At 29.8% G+C, this 22,660-nt stretch carries 18 protein-coding genes; 10 read left to right on the top strand and 8 right to left on the bottom strand.

What is annotated here, in order from left to right:
- Positions 1-66: 66 nt before the first annotated feature.
- The 4 genes from BUC03_RS04485 to BUC03_RS04470 all read left to right on the top strand — a co-directional run bounded on the left by BUC03_RS04485 (position 67) and on the right by BUC03_RS04470 (position 2,654).
- Positions 67-468, top strand: a complete 402-nt coding sequence (locus tag BUC03_RS04485) for a MerC domain-containing protein (protein WP_073148685.1) — start codon at positions 67-69, stop codon at positions 466-468.
- On the top strand, positions 461-1,123 hold the full coding sequence (gene folE, locus BUC03_RS04480; RefSeq protein WP_073148683.1) for a GTP cyclohydrolase I FolE: 663 nt from the start codon (positions 461-463) through the stop codon (positions 1,121-1,123). Before BUC03_RS04485 ends, folE begins: the two co-directional genes overlap by 8 nt.
- A gap of 147 nt (positions 1,124-1,270) precedes the next feature.
- On the top strand, positions 1,271-1,918 hold the full coding sequence (locus tag BUC03_RS04475) for a rhomboid family intramembrane serine protease (protein WP_073148681.1): 648 nt from the start codon (positions 1,271-1,273) through the stop codon (positions 1,916-1,918).
- Positions 1,919-1,967: 49 nt separating this feature from the next.
- On the top strand, positions 1,968-2,654 hold the full coding sequence (locus BUC03_RS04470; RefSeq protein ID WP_073148761.1) for an SIMPL domain-containing protein: 687 nt from the start codon (positions 1,968-1,970) through the stop codon (positions 2,652-2,654).
- A gap of 81 nt (positions 2,655-2,735) precedes the next feature.
- Here the strand turns inward: BUC03_RS04470 and BUC03_RS04465 are convergent, their stop codons facing one another.
- Entirely contained in the window at positions 2,736-3,860 is a 1,125-nt protein-coding gene (locus tag BUC03_RS04465; RefSeq protein WP_073148679.1) for a TlpA disulfide reductase family protein, read from the bottom strand.
- Positions 3,861-3,998: 138 nt separating this feature from the next.
- Here BUC03_RS04465 and BUC03_RS04460 point away from each other — a divergent pair, with 138 nt between their 5' ends.
- The gene (locus BUC03_RS04460; RefSeq protein ID WP_073148677.1) at positions 3,999-6,365 is read left to right on the top strand and encodes a GAF domain-containing protein; all 2,367 of its coding nucleotides are present in this window, start codon (positions 3,999-4,001) and stop codon (positions 6,363-6,365) included.
- Here BUC03_RS04460 and BUC03_RS04455 read toward each other — a convergent pair.
- Positions 6,357-7,541, bottom strand: coding sequence for a Pycsar system effector family protein (locus BUC03_RS04455; RefSeq protein ID WP_073148675.1), 1,185 nt, complete (start codon positions 7,539-7,541; stop codon positions 6,357-6,359). The genes BUC03_RS04460 and BUC03_RS04455 overlap by 9 nt on opposite strands.
- Before the next feature lie 69 nt (positions 7,542-7,610).
- Here BUC03_RS04455 and BUC03_RS04450 point away from each other — a divergent pair, with 69 nt between their 5' ends.
- Positions 7,611-11,345, top strand: a complete 3,735-nt coding sequence (locus BUC03_RS04450) for a metallophosphoesterase (protein ID WP_073148673.1) — start codon at positions 7,611-7,613, stop codon at positions 11,343-11,345.
- 82 nt (positions 11,346-11,427) lie between these two features.
- Here the strand turns inward: BUC03_RS04450 and BUC03_RS04445 are convergent, their stop codons facing one another.
- Positions 11,428-14,127, bottom strand: coding sequence for a choice-of-anchor I family protein (locus BUC03_RS04445; RefSeq protein WP_084112786.1), 2,700 nt, complete (start codon positions 14,125-14,127; stop codon positions 11,428-11,430).
- Positions 14,128-14,423: 296 nt separating this feature from the next.
- On the opposite strand from BUC03_RS04445, the gene BUC03_RS04435 reads away from it, so the two are divergent.
- From BUC03_RS04435 to BUC03_RS04425, 3 genes are read left to right on the top strand one after another with little or no spacing between them, the layout of a single operon-like run.
- Positions 14,424-15,779, top strand: coding sequence for a 2TM domain-containing protein (locus BUC03_RS04435; RefSeq protein ID WP_073148671.1), 1,356 nt, complete (start codon positions 14,424-14,426; stop codon positions 15,777-15,779).
- Between the two features lie 24 nt (positions 15,780-15,803).
- Positions 15,804-16,103, top strand: a complete 300-nt coding sequence (locus BUC03_RS04430; RefSeq protein ID WP_084112802.1) for a 2TM domain-containing protein — start codon at positions 15,804-15,806, stop codon at positions 16,101-16,103.
- A gap of 10 nt (positions 16,104-16,113) precedes the next feature.
- Positions 16,114-16,875 (top strand): LytR/AlgR family response regulator transcription factor, encoded by a 762-nt coding sequence (locus BUC03_RS04425; protein ID WP_073148666.1) that lies wholly within the window; start codon positions 16,114-16,116, stop codon positions 16,873-16,875.
- On the opposite strand, the gene BUC03_RS04420 is transcribed toward BUC03_RS04425, so the two are convergent.
- The 5 genes from BUC03_RS04420 to BUC03_RS04400 form a co-directional block, all read right to left on the bottom strand.
- Positions 16,872-18,068 carry an LETM1-related biofilm-associated protein gene (locus BUC03_RS04420; RefSeq protein WP_073148664.1) on the bottom strand — a complete coding sequence of 399 codons (1,197 nt, stop codon included), beginning with the start codon at positions 18,066-18,068 and terminating at the stop codon, positions 16,872-16,874. The two genes, BUC03_RS04425 and BUC03_RS04420, sit on opposite strands and share 4 nt — an antisense overlap.
- Before the next feature lie 297 nt (positions 18,069-18,365).
- Positions 18,366-19,172, bottom strand: coding sequence for an anti-sigma factor (locus tag BUC03_RS04415; RefSeq protein ID WP_073148662.1), 807 nt, complete (start codon positions 19,170-19,172; stop codon positions 18,366-18,368).
- A gap of 3 nt (positions 19,173-19,175) precedes the next feature.
- The gene (locus tag BUC03_RS04410; RefSeq protein WP_073148660.1) at positions 19,176-19,712 is read right to left on the bottom strand and encodes an RNA polymerase sigma factor; all 537 of its coding nucleotides are present in this window, start codon (positions 19,710-19,712) and stop codon (positions 19,176-19,178) included.
- Positions 19,713-19,821: 109 nt separating this feature from the next.
- The gene (locus BUC03_RS04405) at positions 19,822-20,661 is read right to left on the bottom strand and encodes a hypothetical protein (RefSeq protein WP_073148658.1); all 840 of its coding nucleotides are present in this window, start codon (positions 20,659-20,661) and stop codon (positions 19,822-19,824) included.
- An 83-nt stretch (positions 20,662-20,744) separates the two neighbouring features.
- The gene (locus tag BUC03_RS04400) at positions 20,745-21,620 is read right to left on the bottom strand and encodes a diacylglycerol/lipid kinase family protein (protein WP_073148656.1); all 876 of its coding nucleotides are present in this window, start codon (positions 21,618-21,620) and stop codon (positions 20,745-20,747) included.
- A 68-nt stretch (positions 21,621-21,688) separates the two neighbouring features.
- Here BUC03_RS04400 and BUC03_RS04395 point away from each other — a divergent pair, with 68 nt between their 5' ends.
- Positions 21,689-22,651 (top strand): App1 family protein, encoded by a 963-nt coding sequence (locus BUC03_RS04395; protein WP_073148654.1) that lies wholly within the window; start codon positions 21,689-21,691, stop codon positions 22,649-22,651.
- The last annotated feature ends 9 nt before the right edge of the window (positions 22,652-22,660 follow it).

Below are 22,660 nucleotides of genomic sequence, written 5' to 3'. Positions count from 1 at the left end.
ACTAAGTAGCATTAACAAATAAAAATTATATATTTGCAACTTAGTTGCATTAACGGAAAGTTGTATATGAAATTAACTCTTAAAAAACCAGACACCATAGGAGCTTTAACAAGTGCTTTGTGTGTGGCTCATTGTTTACTAACTCCATTTCTTTTTATTGCTCAAACGGGATCTTTGCATAGCATTAATTCTGTACCTGGTTGGTGGAGAAGTTTAGATTATTTTTTTTTAATAATTTCATTTTTTTCTATTTATCAATCTACTTCCACCACTAGTAAACAAATTATAAAATACTTATTGTGGTTTAATTGGTCACTACTTTCTTTTTTAATTATTAATGAAAAATTAGAAATGTTACCACTGCCAGAATTATTTACTTACGTGACCGCTATAGCACTTTCTGGGATACATATTTATAATTTAAAATACTGTCAGTGTAAAAATTCAAAATGTTGCTCACATGGATAAAAAACAAATAGAATCAATAGGAGATAACCATATATCTTTTAATACCAAAACGCCTCTACTTAAAACTGCTTTTGATAAATCTGATGATGAAAAAGTGAAAAATATTGAATTTCATTTTTCTAAAATTATGACAGAATTAGGTTTAGATCTGTCAGACGATAGTTTATCAGGTACCCCTTATAGATTTGCAAAAATGTATGTAAAAGAGCTTTTTTATGGGTTAAATCCTAAAAATAAGCCCAAATTATCTGTTTTTGAAAATAAGTATGGTTATAGAAAAATGTTGGTAGAGCAAAACATTACTATAGATTCTTCTTGTGAACATCATTTTTTACCAATAACAGGGTATGCTCATATTGCTTATATACCTAAAAATAAAGTTATAGGCCTTTCTAAAATTAATAGGTTGGTAGATTATTATGCACATAGACCCCAAGTACAAGAAAGACTTTCTATGCAAATTTTACTAGACTTACAAGATATTTTAGAAACAGAAGATGTAATAGTAATGATTTGTGCAAAACATTTATGTGTTTCTTCTAGAGGAATTAAAGATAAAAATAGCTCTACCACAACTATAGAATATGGCGGTGTTTTTGAAAAAGAAGATATAAGAAATAATTTTTTCAAAATAATAGATAACGCTAATTTGTAAGATGTTTTGTACTTAATTTATTGAAATTGTTATAATTATTATTACATAAATTAACTTTTTAGTCAGTTTATGTAACTTCTAATCTTTACTATATTCATTACTATTTCTTTAAAGATATGGTATCTTTGGTAATAGATAAAATTGACTATGGGAGATTTAGAAATAGTAACTTTAATTGTAATAGGGATTAACGGAATAATATCTGTAAAAGGTTTTAATGATACTTTTTTCTTTGATAAGTACAAGTTTAATGTAGGTGCTATCAAGTCAGGAGAGCAGTTAAGAATTATTACTTCTGGGTTTTTACACGTAGATATGACTCATCTATTTGTAAATATGTTAACTCTTTATTTCTTTTCTGGAGTAGTAATAGAATATACAGGTACTACCAATTTCTTTATTATTTATTTAGGTAGTTTAATTTTAGGTAATTTGTTTTCTCTTTATTTTCATAGAGATGAAGATCATTACACTGCCGTAGGTGCAAGTGGAGCGGTAATGGGAATATTGTATTCTGCTATATTGCTTCAACCAGATATGATGCTTGGTCTCTTTTTTGTGATACCTATACCAGCATATATGTTTGGTATTGGCTACTTATTGTATACAATCTACGGAATGAAAAATAGAGTAGGTAATATTGGTCACGATGCTCACTTTGGAGGTGCAATGGGTGGTTATTTTATCACTCTTATTTTTGAATCTTGGGTTTTTAAAGACCATTTATTAATGGTTGTCTTATTATTTATCCCAATAGTTGTTTTATTTATTCTACAAAAAAAAGGTAAAATTTAACTTTGGTATTCTTCTTGGTATTTTAATAATCAATCATAAAATAAAACACATGAAACAAATCATTTTAGCAACATTGTTATTTGTAGGTGTAACAACTTTTGCTCAAGAACAGCCAGTAGGCATTCAGGTAACTGGAGAAGGTATTGTTAAAGTAGTACCAGACCAAGTTTTAATACAAGTAAATGTAAATAAAGAAGGGAAATCTGCTAAAGAGGTAAAAGAAGCAACAGATAATACAGTAGATACAGTACTAAAGTATTTAAAAAAACAAAAAATAGATAAAAATAACGTTCAAACAGAATATGTAACTTTGGGTAAAAGTTACCAATATCAAACAAAGAGTTTCAATTTTGTATCTAGACAGAGTATTTCTATTTTATTAACAGATTTGTCTAAGTATGATGAAATAATGCAAGGAGTTTTAGAGCTAGGTATAAATGGTATTAATAGCGTTAATTTTATATCTTCAGAAATAGATAAGTATGAATCTGAAGCAAGATTAAAAGCAATTAAAAATGCAAAACAAAAAGCTCAACAATACGCTACTGCTTTAGAGGTTAAATTAGGAAGTCCTATTTCTATGCAAGATGTAAACTCTAGTAATTTTAATGGAGTACAAGTTTATAGAGCTATGGAAATGACTACAGTAAACTCTTCTCAAAAAGAAACCTTGGCTGTAGGAGAGATGGAAGTAAAGGCAAATGTAAACGTGAATTTTAGTATTTTAAATTTATAAAATTCACTAATTATTAATGATAAAAAAAGGAGATATTTTACTAAAATATCTCCTTTTTTCATTTTAAAAAGATGGTGGTTTTTAAGGTAGTAATTCTGCAATTTTAGCTTCAAGTGCAGCACCTCTTAAATCTTTAGCTATAATTACTCCATTCTCGTCTAGTATAAAAGTAGCAGGAATAGATTTTACATTATATAATTTTGCAATAGGTCCTTGCCAGTATTGTAAGTTAGAAACATGCTGCCAAGTTAACCCGTCATCTTCAATAGCTTTTAACCATTTATCTTTTTGTGTATTCTTATCTAAAGACACACCTAAAATATTTAAGCCCTTATCGTGGTATTTAGCATAAAGCTTTACTACGTTAGGGTTTTCTATTCTACAAGGTTTACACCAAGAAGCCCAAAAATCTAAAATAGTAACTTTACCAAGAGCATCTTTTAACGCTAATTGCTCTCCGCTTGGAGTAGGAGCAGAAAACTCAGGAGCTTTACTACCAATAGCAGTTGCACTAGCGCTTTTTAAAATTTTACTAATTGTACTACCAATATGTGTTTCTTGTACCTCTTTAGTTAAACCATTAAATAAAGTATTAGCCTTTGATGTAGAAATAGACTTGCTGTTAATCATATCAGATAATACTAAGATAGAAACCAAAGAATTTGGGTTGTTTTCTACTAGCTCTTCTCTTTTTTTAGCATCAGCATCTTGCATTTTTTGCTGCTCAGCTCTAATTTTAGCAATTAAATCTGGGTTTTGCATTAAGTCTGGGTTCTCTTTTTGGTAAGTTTGAACCATTTCGTTCATTTTTTTACTTGAAGATTGAATTTGACTTATATAATCTTGAAATAACTGATTTTCTTTACCTCCTTCAATTTTAGCGCTTCTTAAGCTATCTTTATAAAGTGTAGCAGAAAGTGCTTCATTTTCATTAATAAAAATCACATTACCTCCAACATTTTTAAGAGAGATAATATTTAAAGTTTGAAAATCTACCTTAGGTAATTTCATTTCAAAACTTCCGTCTTTAACAACAACAGTATCCATAGGTTCTGGTCTACCTTGCTCTCCTAATTTTGCTAAATAAACCTCTGTTCCGTCTTCTACATTTGCAATAGAAGCTTTAAAGGTTGCGTCTTTATTTTCTTCTACATTTTGACACGATACAGCAAATGCTGCTAATGCTATTAAAATTATTTTTTTCATTCTCTTTTTTTAGATTAAACACAAAAATAGGTAACGCGCTTCAAAGCCACAAATTTCTAAACTATTGTTAATGTTTATTATTGTTATCTTTGCAATGTGTAGAAAAAACTATCTTGTTTTTAGAATAATAATGTTGCAATGAAAGATCAAACTAAAGATTTTCCTTTTAATATAAAAGTAAGTTTTAACAAAGTGATTTCAACTTATCGTGAGCGTGCGAAGGTTGAGAAAAATCCTATTGCAAAAAGTTATTTAAAAAATGTATTAGAGTACATAGATAATTACCCTAAATTAAAATCTGGTTTAGAAAGTAAAGAAGAAATTAAAGAACATCTAGAACCAATTCACATTTTATTAGATGATTTATTTCCAAATATTTTAACTAATAATGAAATTAAAGCAGCTTCTTTACCTTATCAAAAGTTTTTGTTTAACAAGACAAAACGTTTTCAAGAAATAATAGATCAAGCAGGTGAAGATTTTGAATTAACTATTAGAAATTTTGATTCTGAAACAGATTATGTGTTTGGTTGTATTTTAATTTTAAATAGTTTTTACGGATATGATATAGACTTTACAAGACCTTTTTATTACGATATCCCAGATAAAAACGGTATTATGCGTCATTACCGTATAGCAGCAAATGCAGATTTTGTAGAGTTTGAAAAAACCAAAAATGCAATAGATATTACAGATGAAGATGTAGATATGCTATTGCAAAACACAGATAATATAGATTTGTGGAAACAAAAATTTCCTCCTTTAAGTTGGGTTTTTAAAGGCTTTATTATTTTTAACCTTACCGATGTAACGGTAGATGATGGGATATCAGACCTTAAAACACAGTTATTAAATAACAAATTACCTAAAGAAGAAAGTTTAAAAGGTATTACAGAAATTTTTAGATCTATTTATAGAAGTCCAGATTTAAATGTAGGGTTAACCATATTTGATAAAAAAAACTTAGACCTCTCTAGACTAGATAATAACGTTGATAGCTATATTCTTAAAGACTATAATGAGATTAATTGCCATGAAATTTTTTGTGAACAAGGCTATAATTTATTAATAGATAAACAACAATATTTTACAATCTCTAACGTAGAGGCTTACTCTAAAAATTTACCAGATAGCATACTTGCTAAAAATTTAGAAGCAGAAAATATCAAAAGTTGCATTTTTGCACCCATAGCAAAAGGCAATGATTTACTAGCAATATTAGAGTTAGTGTCTTATCACAAAAACGAACTTAATAGTATAAATGCGGTAAAATTAGAAGATATAGTACCATATTTAGTAACCGCTTTAGAAAGAAACAAGGCAGATTTAGAAAATAGAATAAAAGCAGTTATACAAAGTGAATGTACTTCTATACACCCGAGTGTACTTTGGGTTTTTGAAGAAGAAGCAAGAAGATATATTTTAGATTTAGAAAAAGATGGCGTCTCTTCATTTAGAGATATTGCTTTTAAAGACGTTTACCCGTTATACGGTCAAATAGATATTGTAGGTTCTTCAGAAGAGAGAAATAAAGCTATTCAAGCAGATTTGCTAGAGCATTTAAATATGATTAATAAAATTATAGAACATGCTTATCAAGAAGAAGCTTTACCAATATATGAGCAAGTAAAGTTTAGAATAGATGAATTTAGAGATGATTTAAATGAAAATTTAAACGCCTCTAGTGAACAAAAAATAATCAATTTTTTACATAAAGAAATAGATCCGCTAATCAATCATTTTAAAACTAAATCTGAAGTTTTAAAACAAATGATTGAAGAGTATAATTCTTGTATCGATAAAAACACAGGAGTAATTTATGACCAACGTAAAAATTACGACGACACTGTACAGCGTATTAATAGAACTCTAGCTAGATATATTGATAGAAAACAAACAGAAGCACAACAAATTTTTCCGCATTATTTTGAGCGTTATAAAACAGATGGAGTAGATCATAATATTTATATAGGTGAGTCTATGACTAAAAATAAAACTTTTAGTCGTGTGTACTTACACAATATTAGATTGTGGCAAATTCAAGTGGTTTGTGAGATGGAAAATAAATTCTATCAAATTCAAGAAAACATGCCACTTAAACTTGATGCAGCATCTTTAATTTTAGTTTTTAGCTCTACACTTTCTATTAAATATAGAATGGATGAAAAGAAATTTGATGTTGATGGCACTTATAACGCAAGGTATGAGATTATTAAAAAACGAATAGATAAAGCCTACATTAAAAATACAGAAGAACGCGTTACTCAAAAAGGAAAAATTGCCATCATATATTCTCAAAAAGCAGATGAAAGAGAGTATTTAAAATACATAGACTATCTACAAAAAAAGAACTACCTCGGTAGTGAGGTAGAACTGTTAGAGTTAGAAGATGTACAAGGTGTAGTTGGTTTAAAAGCTATTAGGGTTAAAATTTTATACCATACAAATAAAGATTCTGAAGAGAAAACTTTAACGTACGAGAATTTAATGGAAGAATTACATTAACCAAAAAGCAATAACAAAACTAACTACAGATATAATTATACCTGTCATAAATATGGTATAAGTCCATCGTAAGATTTTATATTTTCTATTAAGTACAATTCCTAAATAGTATAAATCTTTCGTGAGAGCCTCGTAAACATAATCTTTGTCTTTCAAAATCTCATTAATAGCCCAGTGGTATTGGTCAAATTTCATTTGGTGAAAATTACCGAAGAAAAGAACATTTATTTCTCTGTTTTTTACTTGCTCTTTCGTAAACTCTCCAGAGGTTACATTAGGTTTGGTAGACATAATAGACAATACAATAGAGGCTACACAAAAACATACCATAATTAAAGTAGGTATCATTAAGTGCCTGTTAGAGGGAGAGTCAAGTTTGGGTATAATATTAGCTAACGCTAATGATATTATAATGGCATTTACAGATAAAAGAATGTTGGCTTTAGTATCTGCTATATCACTTAACTTAATATGGTTTCTTAAAGTAGTTCTGTATAAAGTTTGAATACTTCTTTCTGGGTTATCATTTTTATACCTAGCTTTAAGTTTAGCCTTAGTTTCTTCTTTTTCGTATTTTTTCTTTAGTTTTTTCTGGCTTTCTAATAAACCTAAAAGATTTTCATCTTTTTTAGGTTTCCAATATTCTACCGCATAGTTGCTGTAAAATCTATGCACTTCTGTAAACATTCTAATATTTTCTTCTACCCATTCATTAGGCGTAAAATATTTAATGTTATGTAGTTTTAATTCTTGTCTTAAAAACTCGGTAGTATCTTCAAAATAATCTTTAGCTAGATGTGATGCATCAGCATCTTTTATTATTTCTTCTAAAAGAGTAGTGGGTTTTGTATTACTTTCTGTTGCAAGTATGCACTTTTCTACTTCTTTAATAGTAGCTTCATCTACATTATTATCTTTTAAAAAAGCTTTTGCAATACTTACACTTTCTTTTTCATGACCTTCTATAGTTTTGGTATAACCAGTGTCATGAAGCCAGGCAGAGAGCAAGAGTATCTCTTCTTCTTTAACATTAATTTGAGAATTTTCAATTAATTCTTTAGTACTTTTAACCACACGTTGAGTGTGATTATAATTATGATATATAAATGTATTTGGTAATTCATCTTTAAAAAGTTTCATTACAAAATCATCTGCCTTATCAATAATGCTCTCCATAAAATTTGGTTAAATTGTATTAAAATACGTAAGCCAAATTAGTAAAAAATCAATCACCATTTAAGTTATATGAAGAAAAATAACATACTTCTAACAATTTGTATTATTTTTTTAGCAAGTTCTTGCGCAACCTTTGGTCCCAAAATTAATGAAGATTACCCTCAAGATTCTATTAGCTACCCAAGTAGTAAAAAATTAGAGAAAAGATTTTTTTTAATAGGTGATGCTGGTTATTCTAATATGGGGAGTTCTTCTCTAGGAGTGCAAGCCTTTAAATATTTTATAGACTCTTCAGATACTAAAAACACTTATGCTGTTTTTTTAGGAGATAATATTTATCCAGCAGGAATGCCAGGTAAAGAAGACCCACTCAGAAAACAATCAGAATCTAGAATTGATGCGCAAATAAATGCTTTAGAAAATTACGATGGCAACATCTTATTTATTCCAGGTAATCACGATTGGTATAATGAAGGTCTTGATGGAGTAAAAGAACAAGCAGATTATATTAAAGACAAAACCAAACAAAAAGATGTTTGGGCACCAAAACCAGGCTGCGGACTAGAGATTAGAGATTTAACAGATAATCTTACATTAATAATTATCGACTCTCAATGGTATTTAGAAGATTGGGATGATAGCCCTACAATTAATGATAATTGTTCAGAAATTAAAACGAGAGATGCACTTTTTGCAGAAATTGAATCTGAATTAAAAAAGGGACAAAATAAAAATATAGTAATAGCATTACACCACCCAATGTATACCAATGGGGTTCACGGTGGTAATTACCATTTAAATAGGCATTTATACCCATCACAAAGCAAAATACCAATGCCTGTGCTAGGTTCTTTAGCAATGCTTATTAGAACTACTGGTGGTGTATCTATACAAGACGCCCAAAATGAACGCTACAAATCTTTTAGAGATAGGTTAGAAACTATTTCTAAAAATTATGAAAGAGTAACATATATATCTGGTCACGAGCATAATATGCAATATGTAATTCACGACGGGTTACATCAAATTATTTCTGGAGCGGGCTCTAAAAGATCTTACGCAAGTTTAAGAAATGATGGTGTATTTGCTTATCCAGATCAAGGTTTTGCTGTTTATGATGTTTTTAAAGATAAATCTACTTGGGTAAGATTTTATGGTTCTGAAAATGGACTTCCAAAATTATTATTTCAAACAGAGGTATTTCAAAAAGAAACAGCTCCTAATTTAGATAATTTACCAGATCCTAATTCATTTTCAAAAGAAATAGAAGTTTCTATTTATAATGAAGAAGATACTGATAAAAGTGAAGTATATGAAAGTTTATGGGGAGACCATTATAGAAAATTATACGGAAAAAAAATAAAAACAAAAGTAGCTTTATTAGACACCCTTTACGGAGGTTTAACAGTAGTAAGAGAGGGTGGTGGTCACCAAACTAGATCTATTAGAGTGAAAGATAGTTTAGGTAGAGATTACAACATAAGAGCATTAAAAAAGAGTGCTGTACAATTTTTACAAACCGTAGCTTTTAAAGACCAATCGGTAGAGCAAAAGTTTCAAAATACGTTGGCAGAAGACGCTATAGAAGATTTTTATACCGCATCGCATCCGTTTGCATTTATGGCTATTCCTAAACTTAGTGATGCAGCAGAAATTTTTCATACAAATCCTAAAGTAATCTATTTACCTCAACAAAAAGCACTAGGTAAATACAACGAAGCTTACGGTGATGATATTTATATGATTGTAGAGCGACCAGAAGGTGATTGGAAAGAAGCAGAATTTTTTGGAAGCCCTAACCACGATATAGAAAGTACCGAAGGTATGTTTGAGCGTCTAAGAAGAGATGAAAAATATAGCTTAGATGAAGTTGCTTATATACGAGCAAGAATTTTTGATATGCTTATTGGTGATTGGGATAGACATAAAGACCAATGGCGTTGGGCAGAGTTTGAAACAGAAGATGGTAAACATATTTTTAGACCTATACCAAGAGATAGAGATCAGGCATTTTCTAATTTTGATGGCGCTTTTTTTGGTACTTTAAAAGGTTTGGCAGGCTTTGCTAAGCAATTTGGTGAGTATGGTGACGATATAGATGATGTTGCTTGGTTTAATACCGCTGCGGCAGGTTTAGATCGTTCTTTAATACAAAATAAAGGTAGAGAAACTTGGATTGCAGAGGCTAAATACTTACAAGATCATATTACCGATGAGGTAATAGAAGAGGCTTTTAATGATTTGCCTGAAGAGGTAAGAAAAGATGAGTCTACTCAAGATATTAAAACTTTTTTGAAGGCTAGAAAAGAAAATATCGTAGATATTGCAGAGAGGTATTATAATTATTTAGCAAAATTAGCTATTGTAACTGCTACAGATAAAGATGATTTTATAGATGTAACCAGGCTAGAAAACGGTAAAACTAAAATTGAAATTTTTAGAAATAAGGGAGGGAAAAGAAAATCTTTATTCAGTAAAAAAACTTACGATAAAAAAGACACCAAAGAAATTTGGATTTATGGTTTAGATGATGATGATACGTTTACAGTAGTAGGTAATTCAAAAAGTAAAAACATACCTATAAAATTAATAGGAGGACAAAATAATGATATTTATAAAGTAGACAATTCTAAGAAATTAAAAATTTATGAGCATAAGTCTAAACCTAATACATTTACCGATGCACAAGATGCAAAAATTAGACTTTCAGATAACTACGAGCAAAACTTCTTTAATAAAGATAAAAAGATATTTAGTAGTAACGTTATTTTACCTGGTATAGGTTATAACCCAGATGATGGAGTAAAAATAGGACTACAAGATGTCTATACTCATTATGGTTTTAAAAGAGACCCATTTAGCTCTCAGCATAAATTTAGAGCAGGTTATTATTTTGCCACTAATGGTTTTGATTTTTACTACGATGCAAGATTTGCTAGAATTGTAGGTAATTATAGTTTGGGAGTAGGGGCTTGGTTTACTAGTCCTAATTTTGCCCAAAACTTTTTTGGTTACGGTAACAGCACAAGAAACCCAAATAGAGATAATGACGAAGATTTTGATTTTAACCGAACAAAAATAAGTAAAGTAGGTGCTAGTATTGGCTTAGTTAGAGAAAGCCCTTTTGGTAGTTATTTTGGTTATAAAGCTTCTTTTGAATCTGTAGAAGTAGACCAAACTTCTGGACGTTTTATAGATCAATATTTTGCTAATAATGCAAATGTTTTTGAAAGAAAATATTTTGCAGGCTTAGATGCAACTTACCGTTATGAGAGTTATGACGATGTGCTAAACCCTACTAACGGAATGAAATTTCAGCTAAGTGTAGGTGGAAAAATGAATACAAAAGACACCCAGAATATCTATGGCTATATTAAGCCTTCTATAGAATTTTTTAATTCGATAACTAGAAATAGAAAATGGGTATTGCGTACAGAAGTAAACTCTCAAATAAATATTGGAGACGATTTTGAATTTTACCAAGCAGCAAATCTTGGCGGAGCTACAGGGTTAAGAGGTTATAGAAACGAACGTTTTATGGGAGAGTCTTCTTTAGCAACTTCTGCAGATATACGTTATACTTTAGGTGAAGTTAAAACTACATTCTTGCCTTTTGAATTCGGAATTTTTGGTGGAGCAGATGTAGGTCGTGTATGGTTAGATGGAGAAGATAGTAAACAATGGCATAATGATTTTGGAGGGGGTCTTTGGGTTAATAGTGCAGAGGCAGTTAACGGAACATTTAATCTATTTGCAGGAGAAGATGGTATGAGATTTAGCTTTGGTTTTGGATTTAAATTTTAATAACATTAAATACGAAGAAAATAAAAAGGGAGCCAAATGGCTCCCTTTTTTGTGGTTAACTAAGTTTTACTGGTTAGTTGGTTTAGTTAATTACTAACTTTTGTACCTGACCATTAGTGTTTTTTACTAAATAAGTTCCGGTTGTTAAGTTAGCTACGTTTATGTAAGTTGCTTGGTTAGCAGCTTTTACTTTTCTTCCTTGCATATCAAAAAGAACGTAATCTGTTGGTTGGTTAAAGAAAACTCTTTCAGATTTTGCAGGGTTAGGATAAATTACAAAACTATTTTTTTCTGATTCATAGTTGCTTGTAGAAAGAACATCGTTGTTTAATGTATATACGCTAATGGTAGCACTAACTTCATTAGCAATTACAATTAAACCTTTAGCTTCAGAGTTATCTTCTGGAGCAACATATACAATACTTTCTGGCGCTAAATCTCCTAAGTTTGCAATATCATCTTCTCCTGGAGTTACACTTCTGTTGTTATAATAACCTTCAAATACTGGAGCAACTGGATTAGTAATATTGTACACCATAAAACCACCAACTCTTTCTAAAGCTATAAAAGCGTAGTAAACACCATCAATTTCTTGAACAATTACCGCTTCTGGCTCTGGACCTTTGTTGTCGCTACGGTTTTTCAATTCATTCTCATCGTCTGTGGCATTAAAAATTGCATTGTAAACAGGATCTTCTTCAATAATTCTTTCAAAATCAGAACCACTGTCATAAACTTGAGTTCCTGTAGAAGCATCGTAAATACTAAAAGATCTACCACCGTAAACGTATAGTTCTTCATACTCACCATCATTATCTATATCTCCGTGAGTATCTGTAAAAGTAAGTTTCCCTAAATTTCCGTCTAATTGTAAGTATTCTTGGTTAGGGAAAACACTAGCATCTAATAAAAGATCTTCTAAATCTACTTCTTCTTCAAAAGTATCGTATTCTCTAGCATCACCTTCGTTAGCGGTAACGTAATAAGTTGTACCATTTACAGTGTAACTTGCAATAGCATCTGGCATATACATACCTTTAATTGGCCAATTTGCCATAAAGATAAAATCTTGATCGTTAGAAGCATCTAAAGCATTTTCTGCTAAGCTATGGTCTTTGTAACCTAAAGACCAAATATCTGTAATTTGTAAGTTTACTAAATCTACCACTGCAATGGCATTGTTCTCTTGTAAAGTAACCCAAGCAGTTTGGCTATCGTCAGAAACAGCTATATATTCTGGTTCTAAATCTTGAGATACACTTGCGTTAGGTCCAAATATTCTAATACCATCTGCTTCTAATTGTGCTAACTGCGTATCAAAAGCATTAAAATTTAAAGTAGTTACATCAGCTTGAGTTAAGCTAGCAGCTCCACCAGTAAGATCTATAACAGATATAGTACCTTCAGGGTCTACAGAGTAATCATTGTTTGGCTGACCTTCGTTTGCTACTAATAACATAGTACCATCTGGAGAGAAGGTAATCATATCTGGTAAAGAGCCTACATCTACACTAGAAATAATAACTCCATCTGTATCCATAAATACAACCTTCCCGTCTTGCCCTACAAGATCTGGTACTGCAGTAGCAGCAACTAAACCATTATAATGAGCTACACTAGTACTAGAGTCACCGTAAGTAGATAAATCTATGGTAGAGATTGCAGAAATATTTAATGGGTTGCTAAAATCTAAAATTTCTACAGAAGCATTTCCGCTATTCATTACAAATAATCTTTGTGTATTAGGGTCGTGAGCTACAATCTCAGAACCAGGATTGCTTCCTCCAATAGCATAACTTGCACCAAAAGTAATACCTAAGTTTTGTGTAGCTGTAGGAGCATGCATTTCATCATCTAATATATATACTACACTTACTATATCACTATCTAAGGTAGCATTGGTTGCATTACTTAATTCTAATGCTAACATAGTATCTGGTTCTACATCACTATTATCTGGTATAGTAATGGTAATGGTTTGAGAAGTACTTCCTGTAGTAGTAAAAGTTAAAGTTTCTCCTGTGTAAGTATAATTTTGTCCCGAAACAGCAGTACTTTCTGCAGTTAAAATAGTAACATCTACAGTAGCATCTGTAGTTGGTAATTCAGATATTTCTACAGTAAGCGTAACGCTTCCTCCGTTTTCATTTACACTAACATACTCTTCGTCAAAATAAATTTCTGGTAGTGGTGCTGCAGCAACAAAACTACCTAAAGCAACTAATGTATTAAGTTGTGCAGCTGTATTACATAAACCTTGATTGTCTAATGCGTTAAGAGCACCAAAAGTCCAGTTAGTAGCATCAAAATTTCCACCGTTAGCGGTTTCTCCATTATTTCTTAGATAGTAAGTATCTAAATGTTCCCAAGCAGTACCTGTACCATCTACACCGTCTTCTCCAAAACGGTCTATAACAGTAGAGTTAGCATCTATTATTTGAAAAGCATCATCTCCGTTAGAAGAAATTGTACTATTTTCTATGATGTTACTTTGTGTTCCAAATTCAGCCTGAAAAATTGCTTGATCGTTAGTTATGTATACAAAACTATCTGTAATAGAACCAAAAGAGCTAAGATCTACATTTGTGGTATAACCCCCGCCATTTGCTTGTCTAACTAAATTCCAACCTGTAAAATCTATGGTACCGTTTACATAAATTTCTACAGCACGACCATTTGCACCACTACAAGGCGAGTCTACATAACCTGTAATTAATGCTTCTTGCGCAAAAGAAACACAAGAAATAAGAGCTAATAATGCACTTAAGTAAATTTTTTTCATAAGTAATGAGTTGTTTTTAATTTGGCGTAAAATTACTGGCTCATTATTGAAAGTGCTTAAAATTAAGGTTAACTAAAATTTACATTTCACAGGTTTTTTTACCGAATTAAAGTTTAGGTTACATTTATAAAACAATAAATTTTAATTAAAATCTAATAGCTTTCTATCTTATTAATATTAAAAAAGATGGATTCACTTTTAATTTTACATTTCATACCTCAAATTTTACAACTGAGTCATCTCTTTTTTTTTACAAAGGACTTTTAGTAGATATTTGCTTTACAATTAAAGAACAAATGAGCATAAAACGATTAAAAATATTATTGAGAATCTCTTTAGGAATTACTTTTCTAATCTTACTTATAGAGTTTCTTTTTAACGGATTTGATTTTAATACTTTTTTAGATTGGAAAAAGGTACTTATTCAATTTTCTTACAGCTTTGTAATTACTGTTTTTAATGTAGTATATTTTATAAGATTAGAGAAAAAATATAACTGGCATACAGAAAGTAAAAAACGATTTGTAGTAGGTGTAATAGGCTCTTCAATTGTTACTTTAATTGCTTTTGGAGTGTGTAGATTTTTACATTTAGTAGTTATAGAGCAAAATAGAACTATTACAGGTTTTTTAGAAAATGAAACGCCAGAAAAGTATTTATTTCCTTTTTTACTCTCTTTAATTGTAGGTTTGTTTTTACACGCATTCTACTTTTATAAAGCAATACAAGAAAGTAAGGTAACAGAGCAAAAGCTAATTGCTGGTACTGCTTCTGCTAAATTTGATGCTCTTAAAAATCAGTTAGATCCACATTTTCTATTTAACAGCTTAAATGTACTTACTTCTTTAATTGAAGAAAATCCAGACCAGGCACAAAATTTTACTACTTCCTTATCTAAAGTATATCGTTATGTGTTAGAGCAAAAAAATAAAGAACTAGTAGGTATTGAAGACGAGTTAGCATTTGCAAAACGCTACATAGGTTTGCTAGAGATGAGGTTTGAAAATAGTATTGTATATACTTTTCCTGAAAAACTAGAAAATACAGAAGGTAAAATTATACCGCTTTCCTTACAGTTATTGTTAGAAAACTCAGTAAAACACAATATAGTATCAGAAGAAAAACCTCTACACATTTCTATAGTAGAAGAAAACGGATTTTTAGTAGTGAAAAATAATTTACAAACTAAAAGTGTAATAGGCAAAAGCTCTGGTTATGGTTTACTAAACATACAACAACGTTATGATTTACTAACGGCTAGAAAAGTAATTATAGAAAAAGATAAAAATACATTTCAAGTAAAATTACCCATATTAACTAAACAATTAACCTCTATAAAACAATTAAAAATGAATACTACTATGAACACAACTATGAAAGATTTTGAAAAACTAGACCGTGCTAGAGAAATGGTAAAAAAGCAAAAAGAGTTTTATGCAAGCTTAACCTCTTATATGATTATTATTCCGTTTCTAGCTTTTGTAAACTGGTTTACTACAGGCTTTGGTTTGCCTTGGTTTTTGTTCGCTGCTGCAGGTTGGGGTATAGGGTTAATATTTCAGTATATGGATGCTTTCGATAAAAACCCTTTTTTCTCTAAAGATTGGGAGCAGAGAAAGATAAAGCAATTTATGGATGAAGATAATTACTAACCTGAAAAAATAATTAAAATGGAAATGTCTAATAAAGAAAAGCGCTACTTCGAGGCAAAAAAAAGAGTAAAAGACCTCAAAGATTTTTACATTCACTTATTCGTTTTTATTGTCATAAATGGTATTTTGGCATATATAAATTTTAGAAATGGGTTCGATGTTTACCCTTGGATGTTATGGTCTGTAGTTGGTTGGGGTATTGGTCTGTTATTTAATGCTGCACACGCATTTAGAATAAACCCGGGGTTTAGTAAAGAGTGGGAAGAAAAGAAACTAAAGCAATTTTTAGAAGAAGAAGAGAATAAGCAACAACGTTGGGAGTAACCTAAAAATTATGAGAACTATTATTATTGAAGATGAAAAGCCTTCTGCTCGTCGTCTTGAGCGAATGCTCGAAAAATTAGAAATTCCTGTAGAAAAACTTTTACATTCTGTAAACGATTCTATACAATGGTTGTTAGAAAATAAGCACCCAGATCTAATTTTTTTAGATATTCAATTAAGTGACGGACTTTCTTTTGAAATTTTTGAAGAAATAGACATAGAAAGCGCAATAATATTTACCACCGCTTATGATGAGTATGCTTTAAAAGCTTTTAAATTAAATAGCGTAGATTATTTATTAAAACCTATAGATGAAGAAGAGTTGGAAGCTGCAATTAATAAATTTCAATCTAAATTTAATAATAACAAAGAAGTTACAACAAACCTCTCAGAACTTAAAAAGCTTTTAAACACAGAGAGTGTTGCAAAAACCTATAAAAAGCGCTTTACAGTAAAAATAGGGCAACATTTAAAAATGTTTCCGGTAGATGATATAGAATGCTTTTATAGCGAAAATAAAGGCACTTATTTACATACAAAAGATAATAGAAATTACCTGTTAGAAAATACGCTAGAAAATTTAGAAGACAATCTAAATCCAGAAAAATTTTACAGAGTAAGTCGTAAATTTTTTGTAAATATTAATGCAATACAAGATATAATTAGTTACACCAACAGTCGTTTAAAAGTAAAATTAAATAACTTTAATGAGCAAGAAATTATTGTAGCTAGAGAGCGTGTAAAAGATTTTAAAGAGTGGCTATCTAATTAGTTTTTTTCTACCCTATTTTCGTTAAAAGCAGATGGGAGAAGCTGAGGTATAAATTTTATTAAAATAGGCAATAAAACACTTCCGCCAGGTAAAATAAAAATAGCTAAAGATGGTACAGTTTTGCATATATCTAGCAACTGTTCTTTTACTTTATGCTTTTCACTTTCAGATAAATCTTTGTGTGTAGATTTAGATAATAAAATCACCAATTCTTTGCTCTCAAAAATTTCTTTTAAAAGTCTTTTTTTATTCCTCATAATTAAAACACGCACCATTCTGTTAGTGTTTTTATAAAAATGCTGAATAGAATTACTGTAATTAAAATAAGAGATTTCGTTTTTATGAGCGTTTAAAAACTGAAGCATTCTGGTAATATTCTTATCTACCTCAGTAGTAGTAAAACCAAGCTGGTTACCTAATTTTTCTATAAAAGCATATTCTTGCTTTTCTATTTCTTCATCACTATAAATAGTGATAGAAGCCAAATCTAAAATATATTTAGTTTCAAAATGATTGGTGAAATTTTTAAAATTTAGTTGTTCAAATTTTTTAGGTTGAGGTTGAATTTTATGATAGCGTAAAGAACTCTCTAAAAGTTTGAGTACAAGGTTTTCATACTTATCTTTTATAGTTTTTTTCTGAAAAGCCAAAATCACCACGTTAGTAATTAAACTTTCTAATTCTATTAAATAATTTTTTGGATGTTTTTGTTTGGTTAAATACTCTTTAAAAGCCAAAACATCTACAAATAATAGAGCATTGGTTATTAAATGACTAAAGTTTTTTTGAATATAAGATTCATTTATTTGAATACGATGTTGTATTATTTTTTCTAATGTATCTTCTGGTTTAGCTTTAAAAAATGAAAGTTTAATTTTCCAGATAGACTCATTTTCTAATAATTGATAAAACTCTACTGTATCTTCAATAAATTGCTTTTTAGTAGCTTCTTTTTTTTCTGAAAAATATACAAATGCTAAAGCATCAAATAAATTAATTTTAGTAAGCTCTTCTAACGTAAAATTAATAGGTGATGTATCTGTGTAAGTTAGTGTTTTGGTACTATGTGCATATATAAAACCAGTTTCTTGTAGTTTTAAATAGTATTGTTTGTTATTAAATTTTTTATCTAAAACAGTATGTTGAAGATGTGAAAAGTGTTTGTTAATCCAACCACTAGCTGAAGGATTCATAAAAAATCAAGTTAAAATACGGAGTAAATTTATTTAAAAAACGATGCTAAAAAACTACTTAAATGTTAAAATTTAAAAAATATAAAACCAAGTAGATTAATCTCTCGTATATATAGTAGAGGTCAGGGTAAAAGCTGATTATTTTAGAGAGAGTTTTAAGGAGGAAAATTGCTATGAAAATATTATGTTATTTCTAGCCTTAACTCATAATGGTTTTTTCAAGTTTTTTGTTAGTTGTTAAAAAGCCTGTTCAATTTGTTTGAACAGGCTTTTTTGTATTATAAATATTTTATTTGTTTATGAAGCTGTGATAACACCTAAGGTATATAATTGCTCCATTGTAGGGCTTTCACTACCACCTTTAGGCTCTAAAGTTATACCAAATGCCTGAGAAGAATTTGGGTTTTCTAGAATAAAAATTTTATTCTCATCTTCAGAAAAATTAGATAACAATCCAATACTTGTAGGGGTAAGTGGCTCTAATGTTAACGACCAAACTTGGTACTCTTTACCTTCTGGTGGGGTTGGTAACTCTTTAGCATCTACGTAAACTTGATTAGTTTTTGAGTCCCAATGTATAGCAGCATATGCTTCAGGAGCTACTTGTTGTCCATCTAGCGGTACGGTAATTATATCTTTATCTCTAAAAACTTCTAATAGTTGCTTCGTTTTTTCAGCATCGTTTTTAGCAATATTTATTTGCTCTTCTAATTCAATATTAGTAGCACTTATGGTATTAATATTTTCTCGTAATTCGTTACGTTGATTAATTACAGAAATTAACCCAATTAACAATGCAATTGATGCTGCCCAACTTATGTAAAGTACAAGATTACTTTTTTTACTTTTTGCAGGATGCTCAATAACTTTTGAAGTATTACTATTAGTTATTCTTTGCTGAATATTTAGTAAAAGAGTTTCTGGATTGTAAGGAGCTGCAGCAATAGAAAGTTGCGTTAACGCATTTTCAATTTCTTCAACCTCTTTTAAAATTTCAGGGTGCTTTTTAAGTTCTGTACTAACTTTAATACTCTCTTCTTCTGTTAGCGCTCCATAGACATACAACTCTAATACTCCTGATGATATATATTGTTCTAAATCCATTATTTAGTTTGTTAAAATCTCTCTTAATTTATTCATACAGTTTCTATTTCTAGTTTTTAAAGTACCTAGTGGCATCTCTAACTCTTCTGATGCTTCTGCTTGTGTAAAGCCTTGAAAATAAAGTAAATTAATTATTTTTTTACAATATGGTTTTAACACATTAATATATTTTTGAATACCAATAGCATCAATTTTATTAGAAAAACTGTTTTTCTCTTCAATAATATCTACGAAATATTCTGCCTTTAAGTTTTTTTGTTTGTTTTTGTAAGCTTTAGATCTTGTTTTGTCTATAGCTGCATTTCGTGCAATATTTAAAACCCAAGTAAAAAACCTACCTTTAGAAGAATTGTATGACTCTGCATTGTTCCAAATTTTCACAAAAACATCTTGTAAAACTTCTTCAGCTAAATGTTTGTCTTTAAGTACACTGTTAATTACACCAAATGTACTTTCTGAATATCTATCGTATATACGCTCAAAAGCTTTTGGATTTTTAGCCTGAAGTTCCGCAATTAAACCATCTGGTTGAGTTTGCATAATTAGTTAATTGTATTAGTAGTTTAATAAATGTAAAACAAAATTTATACGTAGGCATAAAAAAAGCTGCTAATATTAGCAGCTTTTTATTTATAAGTAAGTTAAAAGATTACTCTTCTAAAGTAACTGTTCTTTCTACAGGGTTAAATGGACTGTCAATTAACTCTCCATTTGCATCTAATAATTCTAATTTAATAGTATTTTCTCCCATAGGTAAGCCGTTTATTAACTTAGGCTCCCAAGTAGTAATCATAAACTCTTTCCCGTTAATAGTAGCTCTTACTTTGTTACCATCTTCAGCTAAATCTGTATTTAATAAAAAGAAATCTAGCATAATGGTTTTAGCTCCCTCACCAGAGTAAATACCTTTTGGTCTGCTGTAAATTAAGTGAGGTTGTGTAAGGTCTACATTTCCTAACTCATCATCTTCAGTTTCACCTACTGCAATTTTTTTAACTACAAAAGATTCTGCATTTTTTACAGACTCGTGGTAAGAACGAGATAAAAATGCAACTAGTACGTGATTTCCATCTTCTAATTCTTTTTCAAACGTAGGCTCGTAATGAGCAGAGTAAGGGTCGTTATCTACAATAAAGTGAATGTGTTGCCCTTTAGCAGAATTAGCTAATTCCATGTTTTCTGAGCCTTCTGTAGGTACACCTAACTCATAATCATTTACTTCAAAAGAAAATTTTATTGGAGCGCCTGAAGCAACATTGTCTTCATTAGGGCTATTTAATTTTAATGTAGAAGTCTCATAAGCAGGAGAACCTTCTAGGCTAGATAATGTAATTTCACTTTCTGAAGCATTCATTTCTGTTTCTTCTTCCATAGAAGCTTCTTCAGTCATTGTTGTGTCTACTTCCTCTTCAGATTCTTTTTTATTGTCTTTACAAGATGTAGCAAAAACAATCATTGCTGAAGCTATAATTAAGCTTACTTTTTTCATGATATTGTTGGTTTAAATTTTAGGCTAATTTATAGAGCAATTTTAACAAAACAAATTATTTAAAATAAGCTTAACATCTTAGGCTAAGTTAAAGGTTGTTTACCGATAGCTATTTTTAATTTTTTTGGTAAAATATGAGCATTTACTTCTTTTAAAGATTTACAGTATTCACCATCTATTTGAAAGTCTACAGGGATTTTAGTTTTAATTGTTACTTTTTTTACAGGAATACATTCTACAAAATCTGAAGAGAGCTGTTTGTCTATATCTAAGGTTTTTAGTATTTCTAAAACATCTAATTTTTTAAAAATTAAAATTTCAAAAATACCATCGTCTATTTTACCGTTGGGGTTTATTACTGCTCCCGTACCAAATTTTTTACTATTTGCTAGGGCAAGCATAATTCCTTTTTTGTGTAAAGTTTCTGTAGGAGTTATAATTTCAAACTCATAAGGCCCTTTGCTTTGAAAAAGTGTAGTTATGCTGTTTATTGCATAACCAAGTTTACCTCTTAAAAAGCTGCTTTCAAACTCTTTAATTAATTCGGCATTTAATCCAAAATCGCTAATATGTAATCCTAATTGATCGTTAATTTGAATGGCGTCTATTTTTTTTGTTTCTCCAAACATTGCAATAGGTACAAAATCTTTTGCATTATCTGGTATGTCAAGATCACTAGCAAGACCATTTGCAGAGCCTGCAGGTATAATACCAATAGGTAATTGGTTTTCTCCCATAGCTTCGGCTATCATTTTAATGGTACCGTCACCACCTGCTACAAGTACACGATCAAATTTTTGGTTTAATAATTTGTCTTTAATTTTATGAAGATCATCTTTTCCTGTAGTTTTATAAATAGAAAGTTGATGCTCTCTATTTAATTTATTTTTTACCATTTTTAATAAATGGGTTTTATCTTCATTTCCGCTAATAGGATTTATGATAAATAAAAAATTCATAGTACAGCTTTAAAGTGCTTAAAAATATCTATTTTTCATTTTATAATACGTTATACTTTCCATAATTTATGAAGCTTGATTTAAAAATTTATAGAAGTTATGCTAATGAACGGGAGATAATTGTAATGGGACATTTGTTTAAAAAACATGCACCAGATATTTTTCAGTTAGATAAACGTTGGTATAAACATGCTTGGGCAGTAATTAGAATGTTCAGCATAAAAACCATAGCAAATGCAGAAGTTGTTTTTAAATTTAATAATGTACAAGTAGTTTCTAAAACTTTAGAAGATGGCCATTTTAGATTAACTATACCTTACCGAGAAGAACTTAAAAGTGGTTGGCATAAATTTACAGTAACCGCAAATGTAGATGGAAATATAAAAGAGAAAAAGGGAGAGTTTGTAAAACCATACCCTGGTGAATATGGGGTGATTAGTGATATAGATGATACTTTTTTAATTTCTCACTCTGGTAATATATTTAAAAAGCTTTATGTAATGCTTACCAAAAATATTAATAAAAGAGATGTTTTTGATGAAGCTGTAGATCATTATAAATTTTTAAATAGATTAGGAAGAGAAGACAACTCTACCAATAATGCTTTTTTTTACGTAAGTAGTAGTGAGTGGAATTTATATAATTTTATTAGTCAATTTGCTAAATTAAATGAGTTACCTAAAGCAGTTTTAAATTTAAAAGATATTAAAACAGGTATTGCAGACTTTTTATTTAGTGGAGGTGGAGACCACCGCCATAAGTTTTATAAGATTAAACATTTAGTTGAGTTTTACCCAGAATTACGGTTTATTTTATTAGGAGATGATTCTCAACAAGATGCTGCTATATATGAAGATATTGTGAAAATTTTTCCAGAAAATATAAGTACAGTTTATATAAGGCAAACTAAAAAGCAGAAAAAAAATAAAATAAACAAAATTTTAAAAAATATTGAAACCCTAGACGTAAAAGTGTGCTATTTTAAAAATAGTAAAGAGGCAATGCTACATACACAGGAAAATTTAGGATAAAAAAAAGCG

This window comes from Mesonia phycicola (assembly GCF_900141885.1).
GTDB classification, from domain to species: domain Bacteria; phylum Bacteroidota; class Bacteroidia; order Flavobacteriales; family Flavobacteriaceae; genus Mesonia; species Mesonia phycicola.
Note: the sequence above shows the minus strand (reverse complement) of the source record. Positions and strands in the feature narration are given on the sequence as shown.

What these genes read in the sequence shown, in the direction of transcription:
- BUC03_RS04485 (WP_073148685.1), top strand. Translation starts at nt 67, where the DNA reads ATGAAATTAACTCTTAAAAAACCAGACACCATAGGAGCTTTAACAAGT.
- folE (WP_073148683.1), top strand. Translation starts at nt 461, where the DNA reads ATGGATAAAAAACAAATAGAATCAATAGGAGATAACCATATATCTTTT.
- BUC03_RS04475 (WP_073148681.1), top strand. Translation starts at nt 1,271, where the DNA reads ATGGGAGATTTAGAAATAGTAACTTTAATTGTAATAGGGATTAACGGA.
- BUC03_RS04470 (WP_073148761.1), top strand. Translation starts at nt 1,968, where the DNA reads ATGAAACAAATCATTTTAGCAACATTGTTATTTGTAGGTGTAACAACT.
- BUC03_RS04465 (WP_073148679.1), bottom strand. Translation starts at nt 3,860, where the DNA reads ATGAAAAAAATAATTTTAATAGCATTAGCAGCATTTGCTGTATCGTGT.
- BUC03_RS04460 (WP_073148677.1), top strand. Translation starts at nt 3,999, where the DNA reads ATGAAAGATCAAACTAAAGATTTTCCTTTTAATATAAAAGTAAGTTTT.
- BUC03_RS04455 (WP_073148675.1), bottom strand. Translation starts at nt 7,541, where the DNA reads ATGGAGAGCATTATTGATAAGGCAGATGATTTTGTAATGAAACTTTTT.
- BUC03_RS04450 (WP_073148673.1), top strand. Translation starts at nt 7,611, where the DNA reads ATGAAGAAAAATAACATACTTCTAACAATTTGTATTATTTTTTTAGCA.
- BUC03_RS04445 (WP_084112786.1), bottom strand. Translation starts at nt 14,127, where the DNA reads ATGAAAAAAATTTACTTAAGTGCATTATTAGCTCTTATTTCTTGTGTT.
- BUC03_RS04435 (WP_073148671.1), top strand. Translation starts at nt 14,424, where the DNA reads ATGAGCATAAAACGATTAAAAATATTATTGAGAATCTCTTTAGGAATT.
- BUC03_RS04430 (WP_084112802.1), top strand. Translation starts at nt 15,804, where the DNA reads ATGTCTAATAAAGAAAAGCGCTACTTCGAGGCAAAAAAAAGAGTAAAA.
- BUC03_RS04425 (WP_073148666.1), top strand. Translation starts at nt 16,114, where the DNA reads ATGAGAACTATTATTATTGAAGATGAAAAGCCTTCTGCTCGTCGTCTT.
- BUC03_RS04420 (WP_073148664.1), bottom strand. Translation starts at nt 18,068, where the DNA reads ATGAATCCTTCAGCTAGTGGTTGGATTAACAAACACTTTTCACATCTT.
- BUC03_RS04415 (WP_073148662.1), bottom strand. Translation starts at nt 19,172, where the DNA reads ATGGATTTAGAACAATATATATCATCAGGAGTATTAGAGTTGTATGTC.
- BUC03_RS04410 (WP_073148660.1), bottom strand. Translation starts at nt 19,712, where the DNA reads ATGCAAACTCAACCAGATGGTTTAATTGCGGAACTTCAGGCTAAAAAT.
- BUC03_RS04405 (WP_073148658.1), bottom strand. Translation starts at nt 20,661, where the DNA reads ATGAAAAAAGTAAGCTTAATTATAGCTTCAGCAATGATTGTTTTTGCT.
- BUC03_RS04400 (WP_073148656.1), bottom strand. Translation starts at nt 21,620, where the DNA reads ATGAATTTTTTATTTATCATAAATCCTATTAGCGGAAATGAAGATAAA.
- BUC03_RS04395 (WP_073148654.1), top strand. Translation starts at nt 21,689, where the DNA reads ATGAAGCTTGATTTAAAAATTTATAGAAGTTATGCTAATGAACGGGAG.